Here is a 23,978-nt window from a genome sequence, read left to right on the forward strand (position 1 = left end):
AATCACAGGAATTGAATATATCAGATCTAATGTTAGTTAATGTAAAACTTACATCGAATCAATCATGAAAATATCGTTTGCTATTATTGATTTAAAATATTATTTTTGTTAAAACGATAGATAATAGTAATTGATAAACATGAGAAAGGTTTTTACGAGGTTGGCATTCACAGTATTGAGCTTGGGGTCGGTTTTAACATGGGCGCAAAAAAATGATCTGGGCGCTTGGTATATGTATTTTGGAAACAATAAGATCAGTAAAAAACTTAACTGGCACAATGAAGTTCAGTACAGAAATTTTGATGCCATTGGAGATCTGGAACAACTACTGATCCGTACCGGAATTGGATATGATCTTAGTGAAAATAATAATAACGTATTGTTGGGATATGGCTTTATTTTAAGTCAGCCTTATGTAAACGGAGAAAAAAAAGAAAATATAGAACACAGAATTTTCCAGCAATATATTACCAAGCAGAAGTTCGGACGTCTCAACCTTCAGCATCGCTATCGTTTGGAAGAACGTTTTCTGGAAGACAATTTTAGAATGAGATTCCGTTATATGTTAGGACTGAATATCCCGATTACTCAGAAGGAAATGTTGCCGAAAACATTGTACGCCTCTGTATATAATGAGATTTTCCTTCATTTCAACAGCCCTACTTTTGATAGAAACAGAGTCTACGGAGCTTTGGGCTATGTGATTAACAAAAACATGAGAATTGAAGCCGGATATATGAATCAGATTCAGGAAAACAGAAACAGAGGACAAATTCAGATTGGTTTTTATAACAATATACCGTTTACCAAAAACTAATGTTGACTGTTTCTGCTGAATGCGCTGATGAAGAACTTTTAAGACAAGATATTGATTAAAATTAACACAAAAAATAACACATATGCATTCAGGAAAAAGATTTAGTGCACGGGAATTCATTACCTGGACACGCCGCAGCATTTATGCCTTAATTGTATTGGCAGCAATCCCTACTATTTTATATTTTTTAGGATTTAAATTCCTTTCCGTGCCATGGCAGCCCATCGCCATCATGGGAACTGCAGTAGCCTTTATCGTAGGATTTAAGAATAATGCGAGCTATAGCAGGCTTTGGGAGGCAAGACAGATTTACGGAGCTATTATTAACGACAGTCGGAGCTTTGGATATATTCTAAGGGATTCTCTTAATGCTAAAGATCCCGGTAAAGTAAAAGAAATGTTTCTTCGTCATTATGCATGGCTTACGGCACTTAGATTTCAGCTCAGAGAGTCAAGAGTCTGGGAGAATATGGGAACTGCCGAGTTTGATGAATATGCAAAAAAATATGACATTCCGGAAAGGCTTTCAAAACTGGATGATGAACTGAAGAAATACCTTTCAGAAGCAGAACTTCAGTATATTCTTGGCAAAAAGAACAGAGCTACGCAATTGATGGCCAGTCAAAGTAAAGAATTGTCTGAAGCGTATGAAAAAGGGGAGATTAATGACTTTCAATGGACGCAGATCAATCAGCAGCTGGTAAAATTTACCGACAGTCAGGGAAAAGCAGAACGAATTAAAAATTTCCCTTATCCAAGGAATTTCTCATCCATTACAACTTACCTTTTGTTGTTGTTTATTGTATTTGTTCCTTTCGGAATGTTGAAAGAATTTGATAAACTGGGAGAGGATTCCATGCTGGAAGGATGGACAATTTGGTTCAATATTCCTTTCTCATTATTGGTGACTTGGTGCTTTCATACATTAGACAGTGTAGGAGAGTCATCAGTAAACCCTTTTGAAGGAAGTGCCAACGATGTTCCTATTACCCAGATAAGCCGTACCATTGAAATTGATATGAGAGATATGCTGGATGAAACCGATCTCCCACCGGCAATCACTCCAAAAAACAATATTGTACTTTAAAATTAAAAGATTAAGAAAGAATTGGAGTTAGATTTAAATCTGTGTTATCTGCAAAATCTACGTGAGATAAAAAACAAACCTATAAGATTTAAATCAAAAAAATATTTGCCTTAGCCAATTTTCTCTGAAATTTTTAGTTCTAATAACAAAAAATAATACTTAAAAAAACTAAATCGAAATGATTCACAGTTATGTTATAATATCCATTGTAGTCTTACTGTCTGTAATGATATTGGTAATGATAGGGCAGAAGCTGAAAGTCGCTTATCCTATTTTCCTGGTGATTGCAGGATTGCTGATAAGCTTTGTTCCGGGAATGCCGCGTGTAGAGATAGAGCCCGATCTTGTTTTTCTTATCTTTCTTCCTCCTATTTTATTTGAAGCTGCATGGTTTACTTCATGGCAGGATTTTCATAAATGGAGAAAACAGATTTTTTCCATGGCTTTTGGATTAGTGTTTTTAACTTCCATCGTTGTTGCCTACCTTTCATCTTCTATTATTCCTGGGCTTACCATAGCGATGGGGTTTCTGTTGGGTGGAGTAAACTCACCACCCGATGCTGTAGCCGCTACTTCAGTATTGAAACACATGAAAATCCCTAAAAAGATCACCAGTATTCTGGAAGGAGAAAGTTTGATTAACGATGCATCCAGTTTAATTGTCTTTAAATTTGCTCTGGCAGCCGTTATTTCAGGGCAGTTTATCTGGAGAGATGCCATTCAGGATTTCTTTACCATGGCCATTGGTGGAATTGCAATGGGGGTAGCTGTAGGTTTTTTATTTGGGGCATTACTTAGAATTATTCCTACAAACTCCAATATAGATACGGTGATTACCCTGATTGTTCCTTACATTATGTATGTGGGAGCAGAGCACTTCCATTTTTCAGGAGTATTGGCGGTGGTTGCCGGTGGATTGTTGATGTCTTACAATTCTCATTGCTACCTGAGCCATACCTCAAGAATTCAATCCGGAAACGTCTGGAGTGTTTTGATATTTCTGATGAATACCATCATTTTTATCCTGATTGGTCTTGAATTGCCAATTGTTGTAGAAGGTTTAACAGATTATACTATTTCGGAAGGAATTTTATATAGTGTAGTGATTGGTGGAGCCATCATCGGAACCAGAATCATCTACAGTTATGCGTTGATGTATTTCCCAAGGCTTTGTTCTAAAGAAATAAGATTAAAAGTTCCGAAACCGGATTGGCGTGAACCTTTTATCATCAGTTTTGCAGCGATGAGAGGTGTTGTATCGTTGGCTGCAGCATTATCTATTCCTGCCTTTTTACCTAATGGAGAAGCATTTCCGCACCGAAATATCATTCTATTCGTAACTTTTGTTATTATCCTGATTACCTTGGTTGGACAGGGATTATTACTGAGTCCGATTCTGAAATTATTGAATATTCAGGATGCAGGAGGTGAATTGCCGGAAGAAAAGCAGGAAGTTATCCTCATGCGTAAACTTAAAGAAACAGCTTTGCATAAACTAGATAATGACTTTTCTGAATTGGCAGTGTCTAACAGCCTTGTTCGTCATCAAAAGCATAAACTGGAAAACGAAATGATGCTGATGGCAGATAAAGCCCAGTGCATGGCCTCTACCGGAGATTATGTAACGGCAGTCAATGAGAATAAAGATGTACTTCGTCAGGTTATTCAGGCTCAGAGAAATGAATTACATAGAATGAAAAAAGAGAAAATATTTGACGATCATGTGATGAGAACCATTGAAATGCAGCTGGATTTTGATGAAGCAAAAATTACAGGATTCTCTCACTGATAATATTAAGCCTTTACAATAACATAAAAATAAAACCACAAAAGTCACAAAAGAATTTAGGCTAAGGTTAAGATTAATACTAACTTGCATAAAGTTCACAAATTGAAAATTTACAGATTTTCAAAACTTAAATGTACTTCTCAACAGCAAGAATTTACTCTTAAAATAGCTTGGTATTTAAAAGCTTTTGTGACTAAAAACAATTGAGTAGTTCATTCAAACTTTAATAATATGAATACACCAATCACCGTTCAATACAGGATAAATGTTCCAGCTGAAAAAGTTTGGAAAGTATTAACGGATAAAAGTGAAATGAAGTGCTGGTATTTCGATATTCAGGATTTTGAACTGGCAGTAGGAAAGGTATTTAATTTCTACGAACCAGGAGGCGAAAATAAATACCATCATCAAGGTGAAATTCTTGAAATTATTCCCAATCAAAAATTAAAACATAGCTGGTGTTATCCTGATTTTTCAGACCAAAAAACAACCGTTACATGGGAACTGCAATCTGAAGATGATGGAACTTTAGTGAAGTTAACCCATGAAGATATTGAAAACTTCAAGGATTTGGGAGAAGGACTTTCAAGAGAAAATTTTACAGGCGGCTGGAATTCAATTCTAGGCCAAAGCCTGAAAGAATATCTGGAAAAATAAAAGAATGGTAGTATTAGAGCCTTTTCATATCCAAGACGCGTCGGAATTAATTTCAAACATAAAAGATCAAAGAGCACTCCTTCAGTTTGCCGGCCCCATGTACCGTTTTCCTTTAACGGAAGATCAGCTTGAAGGAGACTTGTCTGATGAAAACAGAACCCTGTTCAAAATAGTTGATGCAGAGAACCAAATTACAATAGGACACGCCCAGATATTCTTAAAAGAGAAAACTTTTCTGTTGGGAAGGATTCTGATCTGGGATGAAAACAACCGTGGAAAAGGCTACGGGAAAAAAGTAATGCAGGAACTCCTGAAATACGGATTTAATAATTTCAACAGAGAGTTGGCAGAACTTAATGTATACGATTGGAATATCGGAGCTATTGAATGCTATAAGAAAGTAGGCTTTACTATTGATCCGGATGTAAAGAATGAAGTGAAAATTGATGATGAAAACTGGGTTTCAATCAATATGAAAATTCACAGAGATACATTTGAACTATAGAAATCATGAGCAGATTCACCGGGCTCAGACCCATGCTTTGGACTGAAAATCTGGATGAAACCATAGGGTTTTATATTCATATTCTCGGTTTTGAATTGTTAAGCAGAAATGATGAATGGCATTGGGCTTCACTTCGAAAAGATCATGTTTACATAATGTTTGCTTTGCCTAATGAGCATGAAAATAATGTTGCTATCGGTTTTACGGGATCATTTTATTTTAATGTAGATAAAGTAGAAGAATTATGGGAAGATCTTAAAACAAAGGCCCAAATCTGCTATGAAATTGAAACTTTTGAATGGGGAATGAGAGAGTTTGCAGTATATGATAACAACGGATATATCCTACAATTTGGTGAACCTACGGATAATATTGGCAATACGGAATAAAATTTGCTATTTTTGGGGAAATATTTAGAAAGTCAATGAAAAAAAATATAATAGCGGGTTTCGCAGCAATTCTATTACTGGCATCTTGTAATAAAGATAAAGAGATTCTTGATACATTAAACACTTATAATAATTCAATGGAAGCAAAAGGATACCATTTCGGTGATAAACTTCAGCTTCCGAAAGAAGTAACGGAAAATGCAGAAAGCGTAACCATCAGCTTTGGAGATAAAGAAACTACAGACCTTACCATTGATCCGAAGTTTTTTACTTTAGGAGATAACGCGGTTACTTTCAATATCAAAACAAAAGGTGGAGAAGTGCTGAACCAGGATGCAACCATTAATGTTTTTGCAAAAAATCCTGAAAAAAATATTGCTTATCAGATTGTAGCAGAATATCCTCACGATCCGAAAAACTTTGTACAGGGATTCCAGGCAGAGGGAAATACCATTTATGAAAGCGATGGTCAGAACGGATCTTCACAAATCCTGAAATATACATTGGGAACAACTACACCACTTGCCTCCACAAAACAGGCTCCGGAGGATTTTTCAGAAGGAAGTACTATTGTTGGTGACAAAGTATACCAGTTAACTTGGCAAAGTAAAAAAGGATATATTTATGATAAAAGCTCACTGAAATTACTTTCAGAATTTGCTTATCCAAACGTATTAGGTGAAGGTTGGGGACTAACGTATGATGGGAAAAACCTGATCGCTTCAGACGGAAGCAAACTTTTATATTTCCTGGATGCTCATGATCCTTCAAAATTGATTAAATATATTGCAGTAGCAGGAAGCTCACAGGCATATGACCAACTGAACGAGCTGGAATACCATAACGGATTCCTGTATGCTAACGTATGGCAAAAACCCATCATCCTGAAAATTAATCCTGCAACCGGAGAAGTGGTAGGGACATTTGATTTCACAGAAATTGCAAAACAAAATACCAAAGGAAGTGATGATGTTCTGAACGGAATTGCTTTCAAAGGTGAAAATATGTTGGTAACAGGGAAGAACTGGCCGAAGATTTATGAAGTTGTTATTAAATAAGAAAACTTTCATAACAATTTCTATTCAAATAAAATAAGATGTAAATTGGTAGCGTTCCTGTGAGGAGCGCTATCTTAGTAAAAAGAATTTTGAGATTAATCTATCTGATATGCATTTTCATTTTCTGTTCCTCTGCGGCACAGAACATCCTTCCTTTGGATACTTTGAAGTTGAAGGAAGCTAAAGATATGCTCGCTGATGACTACGGAAACCTGTACATCTATAAAAATAAGGACTTTAGCTTTACCAAATATGATTCTTTAGGGAAGCAGATCGGGAAAATGATGCTTACGGTTCCTTATAAAGTACAAACCGTACAAAATCCTCTGAATGTGCCTTTGTTTTCTGAAAATGCCCAGGAAATGAAATTTGTGGATCAGAATATGAACGAAATCCAGCGAATTGATTTTAAACAGAAATTTGGATTTATCAGAATGGCTTATGCTGAGGATTTGCAACAATTATGGCTACTGGATGACAGTACAAAACGTCTGATACAATATAACTTCAGAAATGATACCACCATCAATTCATTTCCTTTTGATATCAGTTTTGAGGATCTGATGGATTTGCTGGTGTATGAAACTAAAGTATATGTTCTCACCAAAAAACATATCAGAATTTATAATCTGAAGTTCGAAACACTATTTGAAGCCCCGATAGATAACGGAAAACGATTCAGAAGAGAAAATGATACTATATTGGTTGTTGCCAATAATTCAATCTTAAAATATGTTCCAGAGAAAGGGATGAGTGTTGTTTTTGAAGATCCGGAAGCACAAATTGTGGATAAAAACATCCTTTCTTATTTTGAAATCAAGGGGAACAAGCTTTATCTTTACAGCCTTGAAAAAGTAAAGGAAGCCAGACAGCAAAAACAACAGGAAATTGAACTTCAGACCATAGAGCAGTCTACAGAGAAACCCGTAGAAAATGTTGAAGAAAAGTCCAATGGAGGAGAAACTGAAAAGAAACCCTCTGACAATATATTGGAAAAGTTGGTGGAAGAAACTTCTGAAGTTCAGGCAGCAGGCGGAGAAAAGCTTATCAATTAATTAGTAAATACAAGGAAAAAGAATATTATGCATATTGCAGTTACAGGAAACATTGGAGCAGGAAAAACAACTTTAACCACAATGCTTTCTAAGCATTACGGATGGGATGCACAATTTGAAGACGTAGATCACAACCCTTATCTGGAGGATTTTTATTCAGATATGAGCAAATGGAGCTTTGCACTGCAGGTATATTTTCTGGGAAGTAGATTTCGCCAGGTAAAAGAGATCAGAGAAAGTGGTAAAAACATTATTCAGGACCGTACTATTTATGAAGATGCACATATCTTCGCAGAAAACCTGAATGATATGAACCTTCTTTCAGACAGGGATTTCAGTAACTATTCATCTGTCTTTGATCTGATGAAATCATTTGTTTCCGCACCGGATCTTTTAATCTATCTGAAATCAGACGTTCCGAATCTGGTAAAGAAAATTTACAAAAGAGGACGTGAATATGAAGCGTCTATCAGCATTGAATACCTTTCAAAACTGAATCAGAAATATGAAAAATGGATTTCCAACTATACAGAAGGAAAACTGTTGATTATTGAAGTAGACGATTTAGATTTCGTTGAAAAACCAGAAGATTTTGGATTGATCCTGGAAAAAATTGAAACAGAATTACACGGATTGTTTTAACAAACTTTTATCAGAATATTAAGATAATGTCCATTGAATTCTTGGTAAATTTGTAATAGACAAGTTTAATTTTTAAAAATAATTAGAAATGTTAGTGAAGGTTTTACATAACGGAAGCTGTTCAAAGTCAAATGCAGTATTAGAGTATCTTGATGAAAACGGGGTGGCTTTTGAGATCATTAATATTATTGAAGATCCACTAAGTATTCTGGAGATTAAAACCGTATTGAAAAAGCTTAATCAGAGTGTTTTTCATATTATTCGAAAGACAGATAAGCTGTATATTGAAAACTATGCAGATAAAAATTATTCGGAAGAAGAATGGATTAAGATTCTCTCTGAAAATCCTTCCCTGATCCAGAGACCTATCCTGGTAAAAGGCTCAGTAGCGATGTTGGGAAGACCTATTGAAAATGTAAAATTCTTTATTGAGAAATAATAAATATATATATATAAGTTGCGGCTGTTTCGAAGAAACAGCCGCAACTTTGTTTTTAAATAGAAGCGAGATCTAATTCTCGTTCTGTATTCCAATAAAAAGGCCCTCATTTTTCTGACTGCCTTTTTTATTTTACAATAGAATAACGCCTTCTATTTTTGCTACTTCTTGATAAATATTCACTACCTGGTTTGCATCTAATACAAATGCATTAATGTTGCAGGCTGTGTATTTTCCATTTTTACTTTCGCGGTTTCCCAATGTAAATTTAATACCATCAAAAACTTTGTAAATTTCAGTAAGTTTTAACTGGTCTGTAGGAATAATAAATTTAAATAAATAATCCTCAGGAAAATCATGATGACCTTCCAGTTTTTCCTTTAAAGATTTATAGAAATCTTCAGGATTTGCGTGTTGATTTCCTTGTAATATATCCATCTTCAATTCTAATATAATATATAAATATAACGAATTTTTTTCTATTTTCCAAATGGCCCTAACAGGGACTTGGAGTTCTGATGCTCGTAATCTTCAATGATATTGAAGAGCCCGGCTACCAGTTGTTCAGAAGCAAGCTGGCTTAATCCGCCTGCGTTTACTGTATTTTGATTACCACCCAAAAGACTGCCCAGGAAATTGCTTCCGGCCAAAGCAGTGTTGATGGTTTTCACAATACCATATTCGTTCAGTTTTTCATCCACTTTCGGAGCGATAGCTGCAATAAGCTGTTGGGATGTTTTCTCTTTTAGGATCTGTGTAGCAGTAGTTCCTTCAATAATTCTGGTTACATCCTGAGCGTTTAAACTGTTTACGGCACCCTGTAGGATAGGTCTCGAAGTATTTACAGTGTAAGCAGCTGCCTGGGCAATATAATCTCTTTCCTTAGCAACCAGTGAAGGAGCAATTTTTTCCAGCATAGAGTTAATTTCCCTAAGCTGTTTCGGAAGAGCTTTATCTACCATATTATTTTGTAGGAAGGCATCTTTATTAGTATAAACGCCCATTCCTTTGTCAATACCATTGAGTAGCATTCTTTTAATAATGGAGAGACCCATGTCCGAAGTGGCAAGCGTTGTACAGGATTGTACAGTGGTGGTAATAATGGCACCGGTCCCCACTATAAGAGCCGCTGCAATGATATATTTTTTCATTAATCTTTTTTATTGCTTTTTTCAAAAACTGCACCAAAGGTAAATACTATTATCTATTTAACAAAATATTAATGATTAGTGAATTATTTGGTGATTTTTTTTGTTGAAAACATGAATTTGTTATTAATGATTTGACATTAAATTGATATTAATTTTGGTTTTAAATTGTTTAATTTGATTTTATTGGTGATTTTATGTAAAAAAATATGATTGTTTTTGAATTTTTAAGATATATTAACATGTTTCGGTTTTTTTTCTATTTTTGGCTAATGTCTTCATTTGAGAAATTAAATGCTTCAAAATGAGACAATGTTGAAAATCTGATTGTACGAATAAAATTGAAACTATATGAAACAAAGTAATTTAAAGTATCCATGCCTCATCGCAGTTTTATACTTCGGGATGAACGTGAATGCACAGGTTACAAAAGACTCTGCTAAAGTTCAGAAGATTGACGAAGTGGTCATGATCGGATATGGTAGCCGTAAGAAAGTGGATAATACAACATCCATTAGCTCCATCAGTGCAGAAGAAGTAACCAAAACCAAAGTTCTGAATGCTTCACAGGCCATTCAGGGGAAAGCAGCTGGGGTACAGATTATGGCATCTGATATGCCGGGATCTACGCCTATGGTAATGATCAGAGGTCTGGGAACGGTAACAGGAGGAAGATCTCCTTTATATGTTGTAGATGGAATGTTCCTTGAAAATATCAATAATATCAACTCGAATGATATTCTTACTTACGATATTTTGAAAGATGCTGCTGCATTAGCAATTTATGGTAACAGAGCAGCAAATGGAGTAATTATTATTACTACGAAGTCTGGAAAAGGAAAGTTAAGCGTTTCTTATGATGGATTAGTAGGTGTGAGAAGTCCGTTGAAGACTGTGAAAATGGCAAATGCGTCAGAGTTTGCAACCTATAATAATGCGGCTCTTAATTTGAATAGGTTTTCTACCAATCAACCAGTGAATACAGACTGGTTTAAAGAAATTACAAGAACAGGCGTTTACAATCAGCATAACCTCTCAGTATCCGGATCTTCTGAGGCTGTGAAATACTTTTTCAGTTTAAGTAATTATGACGAACAATCTATTTTAAGAGGTACAGATTATAATCGTGCTACCATTAGATCTAATAATGAGTTCAAGATTACTAAAGGAATTACACTTTCTCAAAATTTCAGTGTAGCATTCACAAAAACGACTCCAAAACCTTTTAATGCATTTACAACTGCTTATAAGCAATCTCCTATGGTTCCTGTTTATTATCCTTCAGGACAATTTGGGATGCCTTTTGTAAATGAAACGACAGGACTTGTAGATTATTCAGGGAAAAAATTTAATGATGTTACCAATCCGGTAAGCCAGTTATTGCTTAATAATGAGCAAAACAAAAATACTTTGCTGCAAGGAGGTTTGAAGTTAGATATAGATATCATTAAAGGGTTAAAATTTACTTCTCAGTTTAATGGAGAGTATTCAAACTATAAATCTTATAATTTTAGAAATGAGGTTGATATATGGCTTGCAGAAGAACCTACAAGGGTGCCTGGAGGCTTCTCAAATACGAACCCTGTTAATACTTTAGAAAACACACGGGAAGATTATTATAACTGGTCATTAACCAATTATTTAACATATAATAAAAAATTCGGAGTTCACGATATTGAAGCAACAATAGGTACTGAAACTACAGTAAGAAATGGTATTGACCAGCTTATTGTAAAAAGAAAAAATTTGTTGTTGAATGATTCTAATTATTGGAACCTTAACGGAACCGATTATGTAAATAATGTTCAAAGTTTGAAATCTGTGAAATACGACAGGAATACTACTGTTTCTTATTTTGCCAGAGCACAGTATAAATTAATGAACCGTTATTTACTAAGTGCAACTATAAGACGTGATGGATCTTCACAGTTTGCAGCAGGTCAAAAATGGGGAACTTTCCCATCATTTGGAGCAGGATGGATTATTTCTGAAGAAGAGTTTATGAAAGATGGATTCTTTGATCTGTTAAAATTAAGAGGAGGTTGGGGTAAATTAGGTAATCAAAGAGTTCCTTTGAATTACCTGCCTTTGAATTCGGGTAAAGATTACAACTATGGTTTTGGAAATGCTAATCCGGTAAGTAATGGTATTACTGTCAACAAAGGGTTTGATCCTGTATTAGGATGGGAAGTTACTGAAGAATCATCCTTAGGATTGGACTTTGGATTGTTTAATAAGAGATTAACCGGAGGTATTGATGTTTATAACAGAGAAACCAACAATCTTATTTTAGGAATTACCAATTATATTACTTCAGGACAGTCTGAAACTTATTATTCTCACGTAGGTGCAGTAAGAAACAGAGGAGCGGAATTTTCATTGAACTGGGCTGATAAAGTGGGCGAAAACTGGACTTACTCTTTAGGAGCTAATTATTCTTACAATCAAAATACATTGACCAAAGTAGATACAAGCAAAAATATTGCGCAGTTGAGTGGTGGAGATCTGGGCAATGGACAATGGGTCAAACTATTTAACAGTTCCACTGTCGGACACGCTTTGGGAAGCTTCTATTTATGGGAATATGATGGGGTAGATGCTAATGGTAACATGAAATATAAGGACCTTAATGGAAATGGTATTACGGGATCTGCTGATGCAGGAGACAGAAAATATTTTAATTCTTATATTCCTAAATCTACTTTGGGAATCAATGTTTCTTTAAGCTATAAGAACTGGGATTTTGCAGCAAATGGATATGGAGCCTTTGGGTTTAGTGTTTATAATGGTAAAAAAGCGCAGAGAAGTAACAGTGTAAATATCGAATCTTCAGTAGCTCAGGATTACTGGTCTCCATCCAATCAGAATTCATATCATCCAAAGCCTTATACAGATAATCCTATTGCCTCCACTTATTTCTTAGAAGATGGGGATTACTTTAGAATTAATAATATCTCAATTGGATATACTGTGAGGAATGTAGTAGATTATGTAAAATCAGTGAAGTTTTATGTAAGCGCGATCAATCCTTTTGTATGGCAAAAATATTCAGGATATTCCTCAGAGTTATCAGGATATAATCCGGCAGATGCGAAAACAGAAGGGGATCCTTACAAAATGGCAGGGGTAGAATTAAATGCTTACCCTACGTTAAAATCTTTTGTATTTGGTGTAAACGTAAACTTTTAGAAAAAATGAAAAGAAATAAGATATTATTAGTCTCTTTAATGTTATTAGGTTCAGTAGCTGCTGTACAAAGTTGTAGTGATGAATTTATTGATGTGAAACCCTCGGAGTCAATGACAATTGATGATCTTGAAAAATTTAATAATGATAATGGAGCTACTTACTTTGTGAATTCTATCTATGCTAAGTTTTTAGACTGGAATATGAGCACATTTGCCTGGATAGGGGTTACTTCTATTATTTCTGATGATGCTGATAAAGGATCTACTGATGGAGATACCGGATCTGATAAAAACCTTTTGGATGCATTGAATATTACTGCTACAACACCATCTTTTAAAGAACTTTTTGCGTCTAACTATCAGGGAATTAATAGATGTAATGAGGCTTTAAAATATATCCCGCAATTAGATAAAGCAAACTCTGAATTGCGTAAAAGGCTAATGGGTGAGGCAAAATTTCTGAGAGCATTTATGTATTTCACCCTTGTGAAATCTTTTGGAGGTGTTCCTTTGGTAGATCGTGTTCCTATTTTAGGAAATGCTGAGGATAAAAAAATGCAGCTAACAAGAGTTTCTAAAGAAGAAATATATGCCTTCATTGAAAAAGACCTGAAAGAAGCTATTGAATCATTGCCAGGGAAAGGAGCTTATGGAGGAACAGAGGTAGGAAGAGCATCAGTAGGAGCTGCTCATGCTCTTTTGGCTAAAGTTTATCTTTATCAGAAAAAATGGCAACTAGCTGCTGAACAATGTGATTTAGTGACAGGCTACTCTTTAACTCCTAGCTTTATTGATATTTATAAAGTTTCTGGAGAGAATAATGCTGAATCAATTTTTGAAATTCAAGGTTCAGGTGCTGATGCAGGAAGAGCTATCCAACAGTACAGTAAAGTCCAGGGAGTTCGTGGTACCGGAGGCTGGGGCTGGGGATTTGCAACACCTACTCAAGGACTATATGATGCTTACACAGCAGAAGGTGATAAAGAGAGAAGAGATGCTACCATTATCCATAGAGATATGACATTGTATGACGGAAGATATATTCCTAGTACAGTAGAGAACAAGTTCTATAACTATAAGGCTTATTCTTCAGCATTCTATGATAAAGATGCAACAGATACCAATATCCGTTATCTGAGATATGCTGAAGTTTTGTTAATCAAAGCAGAAGCATTGAATGAATTAGGACAAACAAGTGTTGCTATTCCATTATTAAATCAGGTGAGAGAAAGAGCTAAAATTACTCCAACTCCAGCTACCTCTCAGGCAGATGTAAGAACAGCAATCTGGAAGGAAAGAAGATTAGAGTTAGCTTTTGAACATGATAGATGGTTTGACTTAGTAAGAACAGGTCAGGCACAGGCGGCAATGGCTGCTGATGGAGGTAAGAAGTTCATCGTTGGAAAACATGAATTATTCCCACTTCCTTATGAATTTATCATGGAAGCAGGTGGATTGTCTCAACAAAACCCAGGATATTAATCAATAACCATAAACTAGAGGAGAGTGAAAATTCTCCTCTGGTTTTATAACCAGTAACACGATACCAATGAAAAGGACCCTATTGTCAATTGCCGTAACATCTTTATTCTTTGCTTATTCCTGTAAAAATGCTCAGGTTAAACCACAAACCGTTAAAAATAATAGCGTTAAAAGCACTATTACAGATGAACAGCTGATGGATAAAGTGCAGAAAGATGCCCTAAAATATTTTTGGGAGTATGCAGAACCCAATTCTATGTTGGGAAGAGAGCGTTATCATGAGGACAATATTTATCCTGATAATGATAAACATGTTATTACAACAGGAGGTTCGGGATTTGGATTGGCAACTTTACTGGTAGGAGTGGAGAGAGGATTCATTCCAAGAAAAGAGGCTGTGAAAAGATTGACTCACATCATGGATTTTCTGGCCAAAGCAGACCGCCACAAAGGCGCATGGTCACATTGGATCAATGGAGAGACCGGAAAAACCATTCCTTTTGGAAAAAAAGATAATGGCGGAGATCTTGTAGAAACAGCATTCCTTACTTCAGGGATATTGATGGTTCGTGAATACTTTAAAAACGGAAATGCAGAAGAAAAAGCTTTAGCAGCAAAATGTGATGAACTTTGGAAAGGAATTCAATGGAACTGGTATACCAAAGGCGGAGAAAAAGTGCTGTATTGGCACTGGTCACCCGAATACCAATGGGAAATGAATTTTCCATTAGAAGGCTATAACGAATGTCTGATTACGTATATTCTTGCGGCATCGTCACCTACTTATTCCATAGATGCAGAAACTTATTATAAAGGCTGGACCAGAAACGGAACCTACCTTACAGACAAAACAAAATACGGATTACCTCTGTATGTAAAACACAACTATGCCGAAGAATACGGCGGGCCACTTTTCTGGGCTCAATATTCATACGTCGGGCTTGATCCTACAGGATTATCCGATAAATTAGTGAAAAACTATTTTGATATTAATAAAAATCAAACCCTTATTGATTATAAATACTGTGTTGAAAATCCAAAACAATGGAAAGGCTACGGCCCAAACTATTGGGGGTTAACAGCCGGATATACAAGGAATGAGAATGGAAGTACAGGCTATACCGCTCACATGCCAGGTAATGACCATGGAGTCATAACGCCAACAGCTGCCTTGAGCAGCTTTCCATACACTCCAAAAGAATCCATGGATTTTTTACGATTCATCTATACTCAAAAGCCTGAATTTATCGGATCAGCAGGACCTTACGATGCGACATCCATCAATTATAACAACTGGTTTACACCAAGATATCTGGCCATAGATCAGGGAACAATAGCGCCCATGATTGAAAATTATAGAACCGGTTTCCTTTGGAAGTTATTCATGAATGCTCCTGAAATTCAACAGGGATTGAAAAAACTAAGCTTCCAATCTGCAAAATATGGAATAAAATAATTGATTGGAATAAGCTTACAAAGACCATTTCAGTCAATGATAAAAAATAAAGCTTTCTGATGTAGCAGATAAAACAAATTTATATGATTGCTCAAACACAATAATCTGCTTCATCTGCGAGAAAAACAAAATAAAAACCAAATCCAAAGGCGTTAGCCAAGATCTAATAGCACTATGAAATTAAAACATATTCCCCTTTTATTACTGCCACTTTCCCTACAGCTCAATGCTCAGGAAATAAAAGCAGAACTGAACAAAGAAGTTAAACGGCAGGAAAAAATGTCCTATATCTTGGATTATCCTAAAAATACAAAAGGAAATGTTCCTTTGATTGTGTTTCTTCACGGTTCTGGAGAAAGAGGAAATAATCTTGAGTTGGTAAAAGCTCACAGCCCATTCACTTATAAAAACCTGATTAAGGAACCGGTGGCTATTTTGGCACCACAATGTCCTGCAGATACCTGGTGGGATACGGTTACAGTGTATAATCTGATCAAGGAAATTCAGAAAAAATATAAAATTGATGCCTCCAGAATTTACCTTATCGGTCTTTCTATGGGAGGCTGGGGAACCTTAAAACTGGCTATGGAACATCCTGAGATGTTTGCTGCGGTAGCTTCAGTTTGTGCACCTACAGATCAGGTGATGACGGCCAATATTCAGCAATTTAAAAATTTGAATATGAAAATATTCCATGGCGGAATGGATGATATAGTATTGCCGGAAAATGCTTTTAAGTTTTACCAGAAGCTTCATCCTGTGAACCCGACAGCAGAATTGGTGATTTTCCCGAATGATAATCATAACTCATGGGATTCAGCCTATTCAAATCCACAGTTGTATGAATGGATGCTGTCTAAAAAGAAAGAAAAATAAGAATACATATTTCGTTCAACGAAAGAAAACTCATAAAAATCAAAACAATAATAACAAGAAGATAGATTTATGAAAAAGTTAATTGTACTTGCAACGCTGGCACTTTCACCAGTGTTTTCCGCTCAGGAAATGGTGGACAAGCCTGTACAGTCTTATCAGACTGCACAATATCAGGCCAAGAAGAAAGCCTTTGTAGACAATCTTTTATCTAAAATGACCTTGGATGAAAAAATAGGTCAGATGAACCTTCCAACCTCCGGAGACTTTACTACCGGTATGGCTCAGAGTTCAGATATCGGAAAAAAAGTAGAACAAGGGTTAGTAGGCGGGTTATTCAATATAAAAGGAGCGGATAAAATTAAAGCAGTTCAGAAAGTAGCTGTTGAAAAAAGCCGTTTGAAAATTCCAATGATCTTCGGAATGGATGTTATTCACGGATACGAAACTACTTTTCCTATTCCATTAGGATTAGCCGCTTCCTGGGATATGAATCTTGTGCAACAATCTGCAAAAGTAGCTGCAAGAGAAGCCGCTTCTGATGGGATCAACTGGACATTTTCACCCATGGTAGACATCTCCCGCGAACCAAGATGGGGAAGAGTTTCCGAAGGTTCTGGAGAAGATCCGTATTTAGGAAGTGAAATTTCAAAAAATATGGTGTATGGTTATCAGGGGAAAGATCTGGCCAATGGCACCAATATATTAGCTTGTGTAAAGCACTTTGCTTTATATGGAGCAGGAGAATCCGGAAGAGATTACAATACGGTTGATATGAGCCATGTAAGAATGTTCAACGAATATTTTCCACCTTATAAAGCCGCTGTAGATGCCGGAGTAGCTTCGGTAATGGCTTCTTTCAATGAAGTGGACGGAGTTCCTGCAACAGGAAACAGATGGCTTCAGACTGAAGTATTGAGAAACCAATGGAAGTTCAAAGGTTTTGTAGTAACTGATTATACCGGGATCAATGAAATGGTGGATCACGGAATGGGAGATCTTCAGCAGGTTTCTGCATTGGCTTTAAAAGCAGGTGTTGATATGGATATGGTAGGAGAGGGCTTTTTAACCACTTTAAAAAAATCATTATCTGAAGGTAAGGTTACTCAGGCTGAAATTGATATCGCAGCCAGAAGAATCCTGGAAGCAAAATATGACTTAGGTCTTTTCGATAACCCATACAAGCATGGTGATGCAAAATTAGCAGCCAAAGAAGTATACAATTTGGAAAACCGTAACATTGCAAGAAATGTTGCTGCACAATCAATGGTTTTATTGAAAAATGAAAATCAGGTGTTACCTTTAAAAAAATCAGGAACTGTTGCAGTGATCGGTCCCTTGGTGAATAACTCAATCAACATGGCCGGAACATGGAGTGTAGCTACAAAACATAACGTTTCAGTTAATTTAATGCAGGGACTTCAGGCGAATTATGGTAAAGAAGTGAAATTCCTTTCCGCAAAAGGAGCTAACATTGATTATGATGCAAAACTGGAAGAGATCTATGCCGCTCACGGAAAGAAAACCGATAGAGACAACCGCTCAAAAGAAGAATTGTTAAAAGAAGCAGTAGATATTGCCAATAAAGCCGACGTTATTGTACTGGCAATTGGAGAATCTGCAGAAATGAGTGGAGAATCTTCATCAAGATCAGAAATCACCATTCCTCAATCTCAGGTGGACCTGCTCAATGAATTGAAAAAGACAGGAAAACCAATCGCTATGATTCTTTTCACAGGCCGTCCGCTAGCACTAACGAATGTAAAAGACACTCCTGATGCCATTCTTAACGCATGGTTCCCGGGCTCAGAAGCAGGAAATGCAATGGCCGATGTTCTTTTCGGAAAAGTAAACCCGTCAGGAAAACTTCCAATGACTTTCCCAAGAAGCTTAGGACAGGTTCCTATTTATTATAATGCTAAAAATACAGGTCGCCCGTTAGATCAGAAACTGACTGATAAGTGTGAGTACCAAAGATTCCGTTCCAATTATATGGATGAATGCAATACTCCATTGTATGCATTCGGTTATGGATTAAGCTATACGAAATTCAACTACTCTGATATCAGTATTTCCAATCCTAATCCGAAGGGAGATCAAGCTATTCAGGCATCTGTTACGGTAACCAATTCCGGAAACTATGATGGTGCAGAAGTAGTTCAGCTCTACATCAGAGATATGGTGGGAAGTATTACAAGACCCGTAAAAGAATTGAAAGGTTTCCAGAAAATATTTTTGAAAAAAGGAGAATCCAAAAAAGTAACCTTTGAGATCACTCCTGAAAACCTGAAGTTCTACAACGGAGAGTTGAAATACGACTGGGAGTCAGGAGAGTTTGATATTATGATCGGAACAAGCTCCGATGAGGTGAAACATTCTAAAGTCAATTGGACAAAGTAAAAAGTGAAGAAAATTTTTCACAGCGATGTGTTTTATGGTTTTTTGGCATGGTTTTTATTAATACCCATCCTAGTTATCATAATAATACAAACAACATGAAAAAAACAATTTTATTGAGCGCAATGTTCCTTGGTACTTTGGCATTTGCACAACAAACACCAGTATTAGGCGGCGACAAAGATGCTCACGGATGTATCGGTTCAGCTGGGTATACCTATTCACAGATCAAGAAAGACTGTGTAAGAACTTTTGAAGAAAAAATCAAACTAAAAGAAGTTGCTACAAAAGGAGATTATATCGCAGCGGTTATTTTCAGCAAAGACAAAAAGAACGCTGAAGTTTTTGTTAAAGATGCAGAAGGAGGAAGCGTAATTCTTACCAGAGCAGGAAAAGCAAAAGCTTGGAAAAAAGGTGGTTATGTATTAACTCCTTACAAAAAAAGCGGATTTCAGCTTAAAAAGGATAATGTTGTAATCTATCAATAAAATCAGATTTTCAAAGAAAAAAGTAAGTCACTCGAAAGGGTGACTTTTTTTGTGAGTATATAAAACGAGTTATTGGCAGATTAGGCTATGCCGATCGGGATTTTCATGCCAATTAATGAAGATCATTGGATAATGAATGCCAATCCAAATAAGATAAAAATAGCTTAAGGATATTTCCATAGAACAAGACTTATGTTGTTTAAAAAATATAATGTGTTTTGTAACTAGGAATGAAATTAATATCTTTATTTCCAAAACACTTTTACCCCACTGAAAACATTAATAATTTAAATATGAAAAAACCAATTTTATTTAGCATGATGTTCCTTGGCTCTTTAATTTTTGCCCAACAAAAAACTCCGGTTTTGGGAGGTGATAGAGATGTTCATGGTTGTATAGGCTCGGCAGGTTATACCTATTCACAAATCAGAAATAATTGTGTAAAGGTTTTCGAACAGAAAATCAAATTAAAGGAAGTAGGTTCAGATAAAAGCTATACTACCATGACGGCTGTTATTTTTAGTAAAGATATGAAGCGGGCCGAAATTTTTATCCCGGAGGGAAATGCCAAAAGCATTATTCTTGAAAAAGAAGGAAAAGGCAAAATCTGGAAAAGCGGAAGCTATATTAAAGAAACATATGTGTTAGTTCCTTACAAGAAAACCAGGTATCAAATTAAAAAGGATGATGTAGTCATTTATCAGTAAGATCAAATTTTTTAAAATATAAGACCACTTGAAAAGAGTGGTTTTTTTATGGATTTATATTCCAGGTTTTAAATATCTTCTTTTTTTCAGGAGCTTCATCCCGCTATCCACTCATACTCCTCGCGCCAAAGCGCTACCCTGAGCGAAGTCGAAGGGCCAACCGCTTGCTGCGGGGTAACCGTTGCTATCGGGGCTAGGGTATGAGTGATAAGTAATAAATGATAACGATATTGGTGTTAAGATTCAATATTACTTATATTATTTTATATCTACCCAGTCTAGTTTTTGGGTATCAATTATCAATTATATTGCTGCAAAACAGGGAAGTCTACCATACAATCTCCTAGTATTTATAAAAATTGATAATAACAAAAGCCTGACTGATGTCAGGCTTATCTTTTAAATGCATTTTTCAGCATCATATATTCTGCAGGCTCCGTTTTCGCGGTATTGACAAGTTCCGCTTGGACAGCTTTGTCCCGGTTGTGGAACCCATCCGCCGGAGATCATTTTTAAATCAGTCTTTGTTAGTTTTTTTAGATTTTTCATACGTTTAATTTGTTTCTGGTTACTCTACTCTGTAAGCTTTTCGAGGTCCGCTTGTAACGAATTTATTAAAAAAGTTTAAATAAAATCACTATCTATTGAAAAAACAATTAGATTTTATAAATAAATGTAGATTTACAGAAACACTTTTGAGTGATACAAGCTAAGAGGATAGTTTCTAAAAATTGAGTTCATGGGAAATAATACAGAAATAGAAATCGATAAAAACAGTAAAAGAATTATTAAAATATTTGTAGCTGTTTTTGTAGGTATTTTTGTACTTACAATATTATATCTCATTATAAATTCAAATGAGCTGGTAAAACGACAATTATTATCTATTGAAAGATATACAAGAGTAATTGATATTTACAACAATAAAAAAGAGCATAATTTTCCATATGTTAAATATTCTAATGGAACTCAAAAAATTTTAGAATTTCCATATCAAATAGGTGATTCTGTTTCAAAAAGTAAAGGAGATTCTATAGAGTATATTTTCAGAAAAGACAGTATAATAAAGAATAATTATTTTGAAGAAGCAAGAACAAATGGTTTTTTAAAATAGACTAAAAATTCCGCTGCTCAAAGTCTCCTGACTTTGAGCTGATAAAATTCAGAAAATTATTACGTTTATTGATGCAGATGTTAATATAGAACTACGAAACACGAACCCAATAGAATGATAAGGGAAAACTCCTCAAAATTCTCTACAAATCACGACTACAAAAATCATAAAACCAGAATTTTCATCTCTCACTGAAAAACCGTATTTTTGTACATCTAAAAAGTAAAAGAACGAATGAATTCCTACAAAAATCCATTGGAAGAGCGCTATTCCAGTGAAGAAATGTTGTTTAATTTCTCACATAATAACAAATTCCGTACCTGGAGAAAACTTTGGATCGCTTTAGCAGAGATCGAAAAAGATTTAGGGCTTGAAATTACAGACGAGCAGATCGCTGAATTAAAAGCTAATGCTGAAAATATCGATTTCGATAAAGCAGCAGAATACGAAAAGAAATTCCGTCATGATGTAATGGCTCACGTTCACACCTATGGAGATGTGGCGCCTTCAGCAAAAGGAATTATTCACTTGGGAGCAACCTCAGCTTTTGTAGGAGATAATACAGACTTAATTCAGATCCGTGACGGACTTTTAATCCTGAAGAAGAAGTTGGTGAACGTAATGAAAAATCTTTCAGATTTTGCGATTCAGTACAAAGATCTTCCAACATTAGGATTTACACACTTCCAACCTGCACAGTTAACAACAGTAGGAAAGAGAGCTACTCTTTGGTTACAGAGTTTAGTTCTTGATATCGAAGAATTAGATTTCTTCCTTGAAACGCTACGTTTCAGAGGAGTAAAAGGAACTACGGGAACTGCTGCAAGTTTCCTTGAGCTGTTCAACGGAGATTATTCTAAAGTAAAACATTTAGATAAAGAACTTTCAAAAAGATTCGGATTCGAAAAAGTATTTGGAGTTTCAGGACAGACTTACGACAGAAAAATTGATGCTAAAGTAGTAGCATTATTAGGAAATATCGCTCAATCTGCTCACAAATTCACTAACGATTTACGTTTGCTTCAAAACCTTAAGGAAATTGAAGAACCATTCGAGAAAAACCAGATCGGTTCATCGGCAATGGCTTACAAGCGTAATCCAATGAGAAGTGAAAGAATCGGGGCATTGGCAAAATATGTGATGTCTTTAACAACAAGTTCTGCAATGGTGGCTTCTACACAATGGTTTGAAAGAACATTGGATGACTCTGCCAACAAGAGATTAACCATTCCTCAGGCATTTTTAGCAGTAGATGCAATCCTATTGATCTGGAACAACATCATGAACGGAATTGTGGTATATCCGAACAGAATCAACAAGCATATTGAAGAAGAACTTCCTTTCATGGCAACAGAATATATTATCATGGAAGAAGTGAAAGCTGGTGGTGACCGTCAGGAAATTCACGAAGTAATCAGAGTTCATTCTATGGAAGCTTCCAAGAAAGTGAAGGAAGAAGGAAAAGAAAACGACCTGATCGAAAGAATCTTAAACGATGATTCTTTAAAGCTGGATAAATCAAAATTAAAAGAAGTTTTAGATCCGAAGAACTTTATTGGGTTCGCGCCAATTCAGACAGAAGAATTTGTCAAGAATGAAGTGCAGCCGATTATAGACCAGAATAAAGATTTGATAGGATTAGAAGCTGATCTTAAAGTATAAAACAATATGCAGCCTTTTGGGCTGCATTTTTTATTTTAAACCCAACCATGAACAAAGTCCTTTTACTCATTACAATGATTCCCATACTTGTTTTTTCTCAGGAGAAAGAAGTTTTAAGATATTTTACTTCCAAAGACAATTTAGTGGGGGTGAAAAATCAAAAGGGAGAAATCATTATTCCTGCACAATTTAAAATTTACTCAGATCTTAAAGACGGAGAAGTCGTAGATGGAGAAACCATTCTTTTTGACGGCGAGAAAAAAGGAGATAAACCTCAGAAAAATACCTGGGGATATGTCTATGACAGAAAAGGAAACTTTCTTTACACACCATTCCTGTATGATAACGGACCCGATTATTTTGTAGAAGGACTAAGACGTTTCGTTAAAAATGGAAAGATAGGTTTTGCAGATAGAAACGGAAAAACTGTTATTGAACCCAAACATGATTTTGTTGACCATTTTACGTATGGATACGCTTCATTTTGTGATGGATGTAAAAGGAATGATGATGACGGGTATATAAAAGTACCCGGTGAGAAATGGGGAATGATGAATACCAAAGGGGAAACGGTTCAACCACTTACCAAATATTCTGATAAGGATGTGAAAATCGTTGGAAAATATTATCCATACCCTTTTCATTATAATGAAAAAGAGAAAAATATTCTTCAGTTTTTTGATAAACAAAATAAACTGCTGTCAGATCTTTATTATGTAAATGTTTACAATAAGATCCCTGAAAAAGAAAAGAGATTGTTTTTTGAAATTGTAGAAAGACCAAAAGAAAACTTCCCGTATTATCAGGTAAATACCTATGATTATACGAAATATGATTTGGGAATGCTTAATCGTTTTAAATTTTTGGTTTCAGAAGATGGGAAGACATTTTATACGATAAGAGATTATAATGAAAAAAAAGTTCCTTTTGGAGAATGGCTGAGAAATGAAATAGAAGAAGCTAAACAATTTCAAAAAGAACATCCTGATAACCCGAATAAATTCAAAGATAACCAGAATTAAACC

Annotated in this window: 23 protein-coding genes; 20 read left to right on the forward strand and 3 right to left on the reverse strand. The window is 35.5% G+C overall.

The annotated features are described in order from the left end of the window. The first annotated feature begins 139 nt into the window (after nt 1-139). From J2772_RS01065 to J2772_RS01110, 10 genes are all read left to right on the forward strand, one after another. Nucleotides 140-817, forward strand: a complete 678-nt coding sequence (locus J2772_RS01065; RefSeq protein WP_209912513.1) for a DUF2490 domain-containing protein — start codon at nt 140-142, stop codon at nt 815-817. Between the two features lie 82 nt (nt 818-899). Beyond that, nucleotides 900-1,904: a bestrophin family protein gene (locus J2772_RS01070; RefSeq protein ID WP_209912515.1), complete on the forward strand. Its 1,005-nt coding sequence runs from the start codon at nt 900-902 to the stop codon at nt 1,902-1,904. A gap of 178 nt (nt 1,905-2,082) precedes the next feature. Then, on the forward strand, nt 2,083-3,693 hold the full coding sequence (locus J2772_RS01075; protein WP_209912517.1) for a Na+/H+ antiporter: 1,611 nt from the start codon (nt 2,083-2,085) through the stop codon (nt 3,691-3,693). A gap of 231 nt (nt 3,694-3,924) precedes the next feature. Next, nucleotides 3,925-4,350 (forward strand): SRPBCC family protein, encoded by a 426-nt coding sequence (locus tag J2772_RS01080; protein ID WP_209912519.1) that lies wholly within the window; start codon nt 3,925-3,927, stop codon nt 4,348-4,350. Between the two features lie 4 nt (nt 4,351-4,354). Then, nucleotides 4,355-4,855, forward strand: coding sequence for a GNAT family N-acetyltransferase (locus tag J2772_RS01085; protein ID WP_209912520.1), 501 nt, complete (start codon nt 4,355-4,357; stop codon nt 4,853-4,855). Nucleotides 4,856-4,860: 5 nt separating this feature from the next. Further along, on the forward strand, nt 4,861-5,244 hold the full coding sequence (locus J2772_RS01090; RefSeq protein WP_209912522.1) for a VOC family protein: 384 nt from the start codon (nt 4,861-4,863) through the stop codon (nt 5,242-5,244). A gap of 35 nt (nt 5,245-5,279) precedes the next feature. Then, on the forward strand, nt 5,280-6,302 hold the full coding sequence (locus J2772_RS01095; protein ID WP_209912524.1) for a glutaminyl-peptide cyclotransferase: 1,023 nt from the start codon (nt 5,280-5,282) through the stop codon (nt 6,300-6,302). Between the two features lie 89 nt (nt 6,303-6,391). Further along, the gene (locus tag J2772_RS01100) at nt 6,392-7,357 is read left to right on the forward strand and encodes a hypothetical protein (RefSeq protein WP_209912526.1); all 966 of its coding nucleotides are present in this window, start codon (nt 6,392-6,394) and stop codon (nt 7,355-7,357) included. 27 nt (nt 7,358-7,384) lie between these two features. Next, complete coding sequence (locus J2772_RS01105; RefSeq protein ID WP_045498229.1) at nt 7,385-7,999, forward strand: deoxynucleoside kinase; 615 nt, start codon at nt 7,385-7,387, stop codon at nt 7,997-7,999. A gap of 88 nt (nt 8,000-8,087) precedes the next feature. Further along, entirely contained in the window at nt 8,088-8,438 is a 351-nt protein-coding gene (locus J2772_RS01110) for an ArsC/Spx/MgsR family protein (protein WP_209912528.1), read from the forward strand. 132 nt (nt 8,439-8,570) lie between these two features. Here J2772_RS01110 and J2772_RS01115 read toward each other — a convergent pair whose 3' ends face one another. After that, complete coding sequence (locus J2772_RS01115) at nt 8,571-8,876, reverse strand: DUF493 family protein (protein WP_209912530.1); 306 nt, start codon at nt 8,874-8,876, stop codon at nt 8,571-8,573. A 41-nt stretch (nt 8,877-8,917) separates the two neighbouring features. Continuing rightward, complete coding sequence (locus J2772_RS01120) at nt 8,918-9,589, reverse strand: DUF4197 family protein (RefSeq protein WP_209912533.1); 672 nt, start codon at nt 9,587-9,589, stop codon at nt 8,918-8,920. 348 nt (nt 9,590-9,937) lie between these two features. On the opposite strand from J2772_RS01120, the gene J2772_RS01125 reads away from it, so the two are divergent. The 7 genes from J2772_RS01125 to J2772_RS01155 all read left to right on the forward strand — a co-directional run bounded on the left by J2772_RS01125 (nt 9,938) and on the right by J2772_RS01155 (nt 20,177). Further along, entirely contained in the window at nt 9,938-12,775 is a 2,838-nt protein-coding gene (locus tag J2772_RS01125) for a SusC/RagA family TonB-linked outer membrane protein (RefSeq protein ID WP_209912535.1), read from the forward strand. 5 nt (nt 12,776-12,780) lie between these two features. Further along, the gene (locus J2772_RS01130; RefSeq protein WP_209912536.1) at nt 12,781-14,256 is read left to right on the forward strand and encodes a RagB/SusD family nutrient uptake outer membrane protein; all 1,476 of its coding nucleotides are present in this window, start codon (nt 12,781-12,783) and stop codon (nt 14,254-14,256) included. A 67-nt stretch (nt 14,257-14,323) separates the two neighbouring features. Next, nucleotides 14,324-15,712 carry a glucoamylase family protein gene (locus J2772_RS01135; protein WP_209912538.1) on the forward strand — a complete coding sequence of 463 codons (1,389 nt, stop codon included), beginning with the start codon at nt 14,324-14,326 and terminating at the stop codon, nt 15,710-15,712. Between the two features lie 174 nt (nt 15,713-15,886). Continuing rightward, nucleotides 15,887-16,588 (forward strand): prolyl oligopeptidase family serine peptidase, encoded by a 702-nt coding sequence (locus J2772_RS01140; RefSeq protein WP_209912540.1) that lies wholly within the window; start codon nt 15,887-15,889, stop codon nt 16,586-16,588. A 69-nt stretch (nt 16,589-16,657) separates the two neighbouring features. Further along, on the forward strand, nt 16,658-18,985 hold the full coding sequence (gene bglX / locus J2772_RS01145; protein WP_209912542.1) for a beta-glucosidase BglX: 2,328 nt from the start codon (nt 16,658-16,660) through the stop codon (nt 18,983-18,985). A gap of 95 nt (nt 18,986-19,080) precedes the next feature. After that, entirely contained in the window at nt 19,081-19,470 is a 390-nt protein-coding gene (locus J2772_RS01150; RefSeq protein ID WP_209912545.1) for a hypothetical protein, read from the forward strand. A gap of 293 nt (nt 19,471-19,763) precedes the next feature. Then, on the forward strand, nt 19,764-20,177 hold the full coding sequence (locus tag J2772_RS01155; protein ID WP_209912546.1) for a hypothetical protein: 414 nt from the start codon (nt 19,764-19,766) through the stop codon (nt 20,175-20,177). Nucleotides 20,178-20,576: 399 nt separating this feature from the next. Here the strand turns inward: J2772_RS01155 and J2772_RS01160 are convergent, their stop codons facing one another. Next, nucleotides 20,577-20,726 (reverse strand): bacteriocin-like protein, encoded by a 150-nt coding sequence (locus J2772_RS01160; RefSeq protein WP_209912549.1) that lies wholly within the window; start codon nt 20,724-20,726, stop codon nt 20,577-20,579. Between the two features lie 190 nt (nt 20,727-20,916). Between J2772_RS01160 and J2772_RS01165 the strand changes: the two genes are divergently transcribed. From J2772_RS01165 to J2772_RS01175, 3 genes are all read left to right on the forward strand, one after another. Continuing rightward, nucleotides 20,917-21,291 (forward strand): hypothetical protein, encoded by a 375-nt coding sequence (locus tag J2772_RS01165; protein WP_209912551.1) that lies wholly within the window; start codon nt 20,917-20,919, stop codon nt 21,289-21,291. Nucleotides 21,292-21,525: 234 nt separating this feature from the next. Further along, complete coding sequence (gene purB, locus J2772_RS01170) at nt 21,526-22,953, forward strand: adenylosuccinate lyase (RefSeq protein ID WP_068943786.1); 1,428 nt, start codon at nt 21,526-21,528, stop codon at nt 22,951-22,953. A gap of 47 nt (nt 22,954-23,000) precedes the next feature. After that, on the forward strand, nt 23,001-23,975 hold the full coding sequence (locus J2772_RS01175) for a WG repeat-containing protein (RefSeq protein ID WP_209912553.1): 975 nt from the start codon (nt 23,001-23,003) through the stop codon (nt 23,973-23,975). The last annotated feature ends 3 nt before the right edge of the window (nt 23,976-23,978 follow it).

Source organism: Chryseobacterium jejuense (assembly GCF_017877355.1).
GTDB classification, from domain to species: domain Bacteria; phylum Bacteroidota; class Bacteroidia; order Flavobacteriales; family Weeksellaceae; genus Chryseobacterium; species Chryseobacterium jejuense_A.

Coding starts and splice junctions, on each gene's coding strand:
- J2772_RS01065 (WP_209912513.1), top strand. CDS start 140: ATGAGAAAGGTTTTTACGAGGTTGGCATTCACAGTATTGAGCTTGGGG.
- J2772_RS01070 (WP_209912515.1), top strand. CDS start 900: ATGCATTCAGGAAAAAGATTTAGTGCACGGGAATTCATTACCTGGACA.
- J2772_RS01075 (WP_209912517.1), top strand. CDS start 2,083: ATGATTCACAGTTATGTTATAATATCCATTGTAGTCTTACTGTCTGTA.
- J2772_RS01080 (WP_209912519.1), top strand. CDS start 3,925: ATGAATACACCAATCACCGTTCAATACAGGATAAATGTTCCAGCTGAA.
- J2772_RS01085 (WP_209912520.1), top strand. CDS start 4,355: ATGGTAGTATTAGAGCCTTTTCATATCCAAGACGCGTCGGAATTAATT.
- J2772_RS01090 (WP_209912522.1), top strand. CDS start 4,861: ATGAGCAGATTCACCGGGCTCAGACCCATGCTTTGGACTGAAAATCTG.
- J2772_RS01095 (WP_209912524.1), top strand. CDS start 5,280: ATGAAAAAAAATATAATAGCGGGTTTCGCAGCAATTCTATTACTGGCA.
- J2772_RS01105 (WP_045498229.1), top strand. CDS start 7,385: ATGCATATTGCAGTTACAGGAAACATTGGAGCAGGAAAAACAACTTTA.
- J2772_RS01110 (WP_209912528.1), top strand. CDS start 8,088: ATGTTAGTGAAGGTTTTACATAACGGAAGCTGTTCAAAGTCAAATGCA.
- J2772_RS01115 (WP_209912530.1), bottom strand. CDS start 8,876: ATGGATATATTACAAGGAAATCAACACGCAAATCCTGAAGATTTCTAT.
- J2772_RS01120 (WP_209912533.1), bottom strand. CDS start 9,589: ATGAAAAAATATATCATTGCAGCGGCTCTTATAGTGGGGACCGGTGCC.
- J2772_RS01125 (WP_209912535.1), top strand. CDS start 9,938: ATGAAACAAAGTAATTTAAAGTATCCATGCCTCATCGCAGTTTTATAC.
- J2772_RS01130 (WP_209912536.1), top strand. CDS start 12,781: ATGAAAAGAAATAAGATATTATTAGTCTCTTTAATGTTATTAGGTTCA.
- J2772_RS01135 (WP_209912538.1), top strand. CDS start 14,324: ATGAAAAGGACCCTATTGTCAATTGCCGTAACATCTTTATTCTTTGCT.
- J2772_RS01140 (WP_209912540.1), top strand. CDS start 15,887: ATGAAATTAAAACATATTCCCCTTTTATTACTGCCACTTTCCCTACAG.
- bglX (WP_209912542.1), top strand. CDS start 16,658: ATGAAAAAGTTAATTGTACTTGCAACGCTGGCACTTTCACCAGTGTTT.
- J2772_RS01150 (WP_209912545.1), top strand. CDS start 19,081: ATGAAAAAAACAATTTTATTGAGCGCAATGTTCCTTGGTACTTTGGCA.
- J2772_RS01155 (WP_209912546.1), top strand. CDS start 19,764: ATGAAAAAACCAATTTTATTTAGCATGATGTTCCTTGGCTCTTTAATT.
- J2772_RS01160 (WP_209912549.1), bottom strand. CDS start 20,726: ATGAAAAATCTAAAAAAACTAACAAAGACTGATTTAAAAATGATCTCC.
- J2772_RS01165 (WP_209912551.1), top strand. CDS start 20,917: ATGGGAAATAATACAGAAATAGAAATCGATAAAAACAGTAAAAGAATT.
- purB (WP_068943786.1), top strand. CDS start 21,526: ATGAATTCCTACAAAAATCCATTGGAAGAGCGCTATTCCAGTGAAGAA.
- J2772_RS01175 (WP_209912553.1), top strand. CDS start 23,001: ATGAACAAAGTCCTTTTACTCATTACAATGATTCCCATACTTGTTTTT.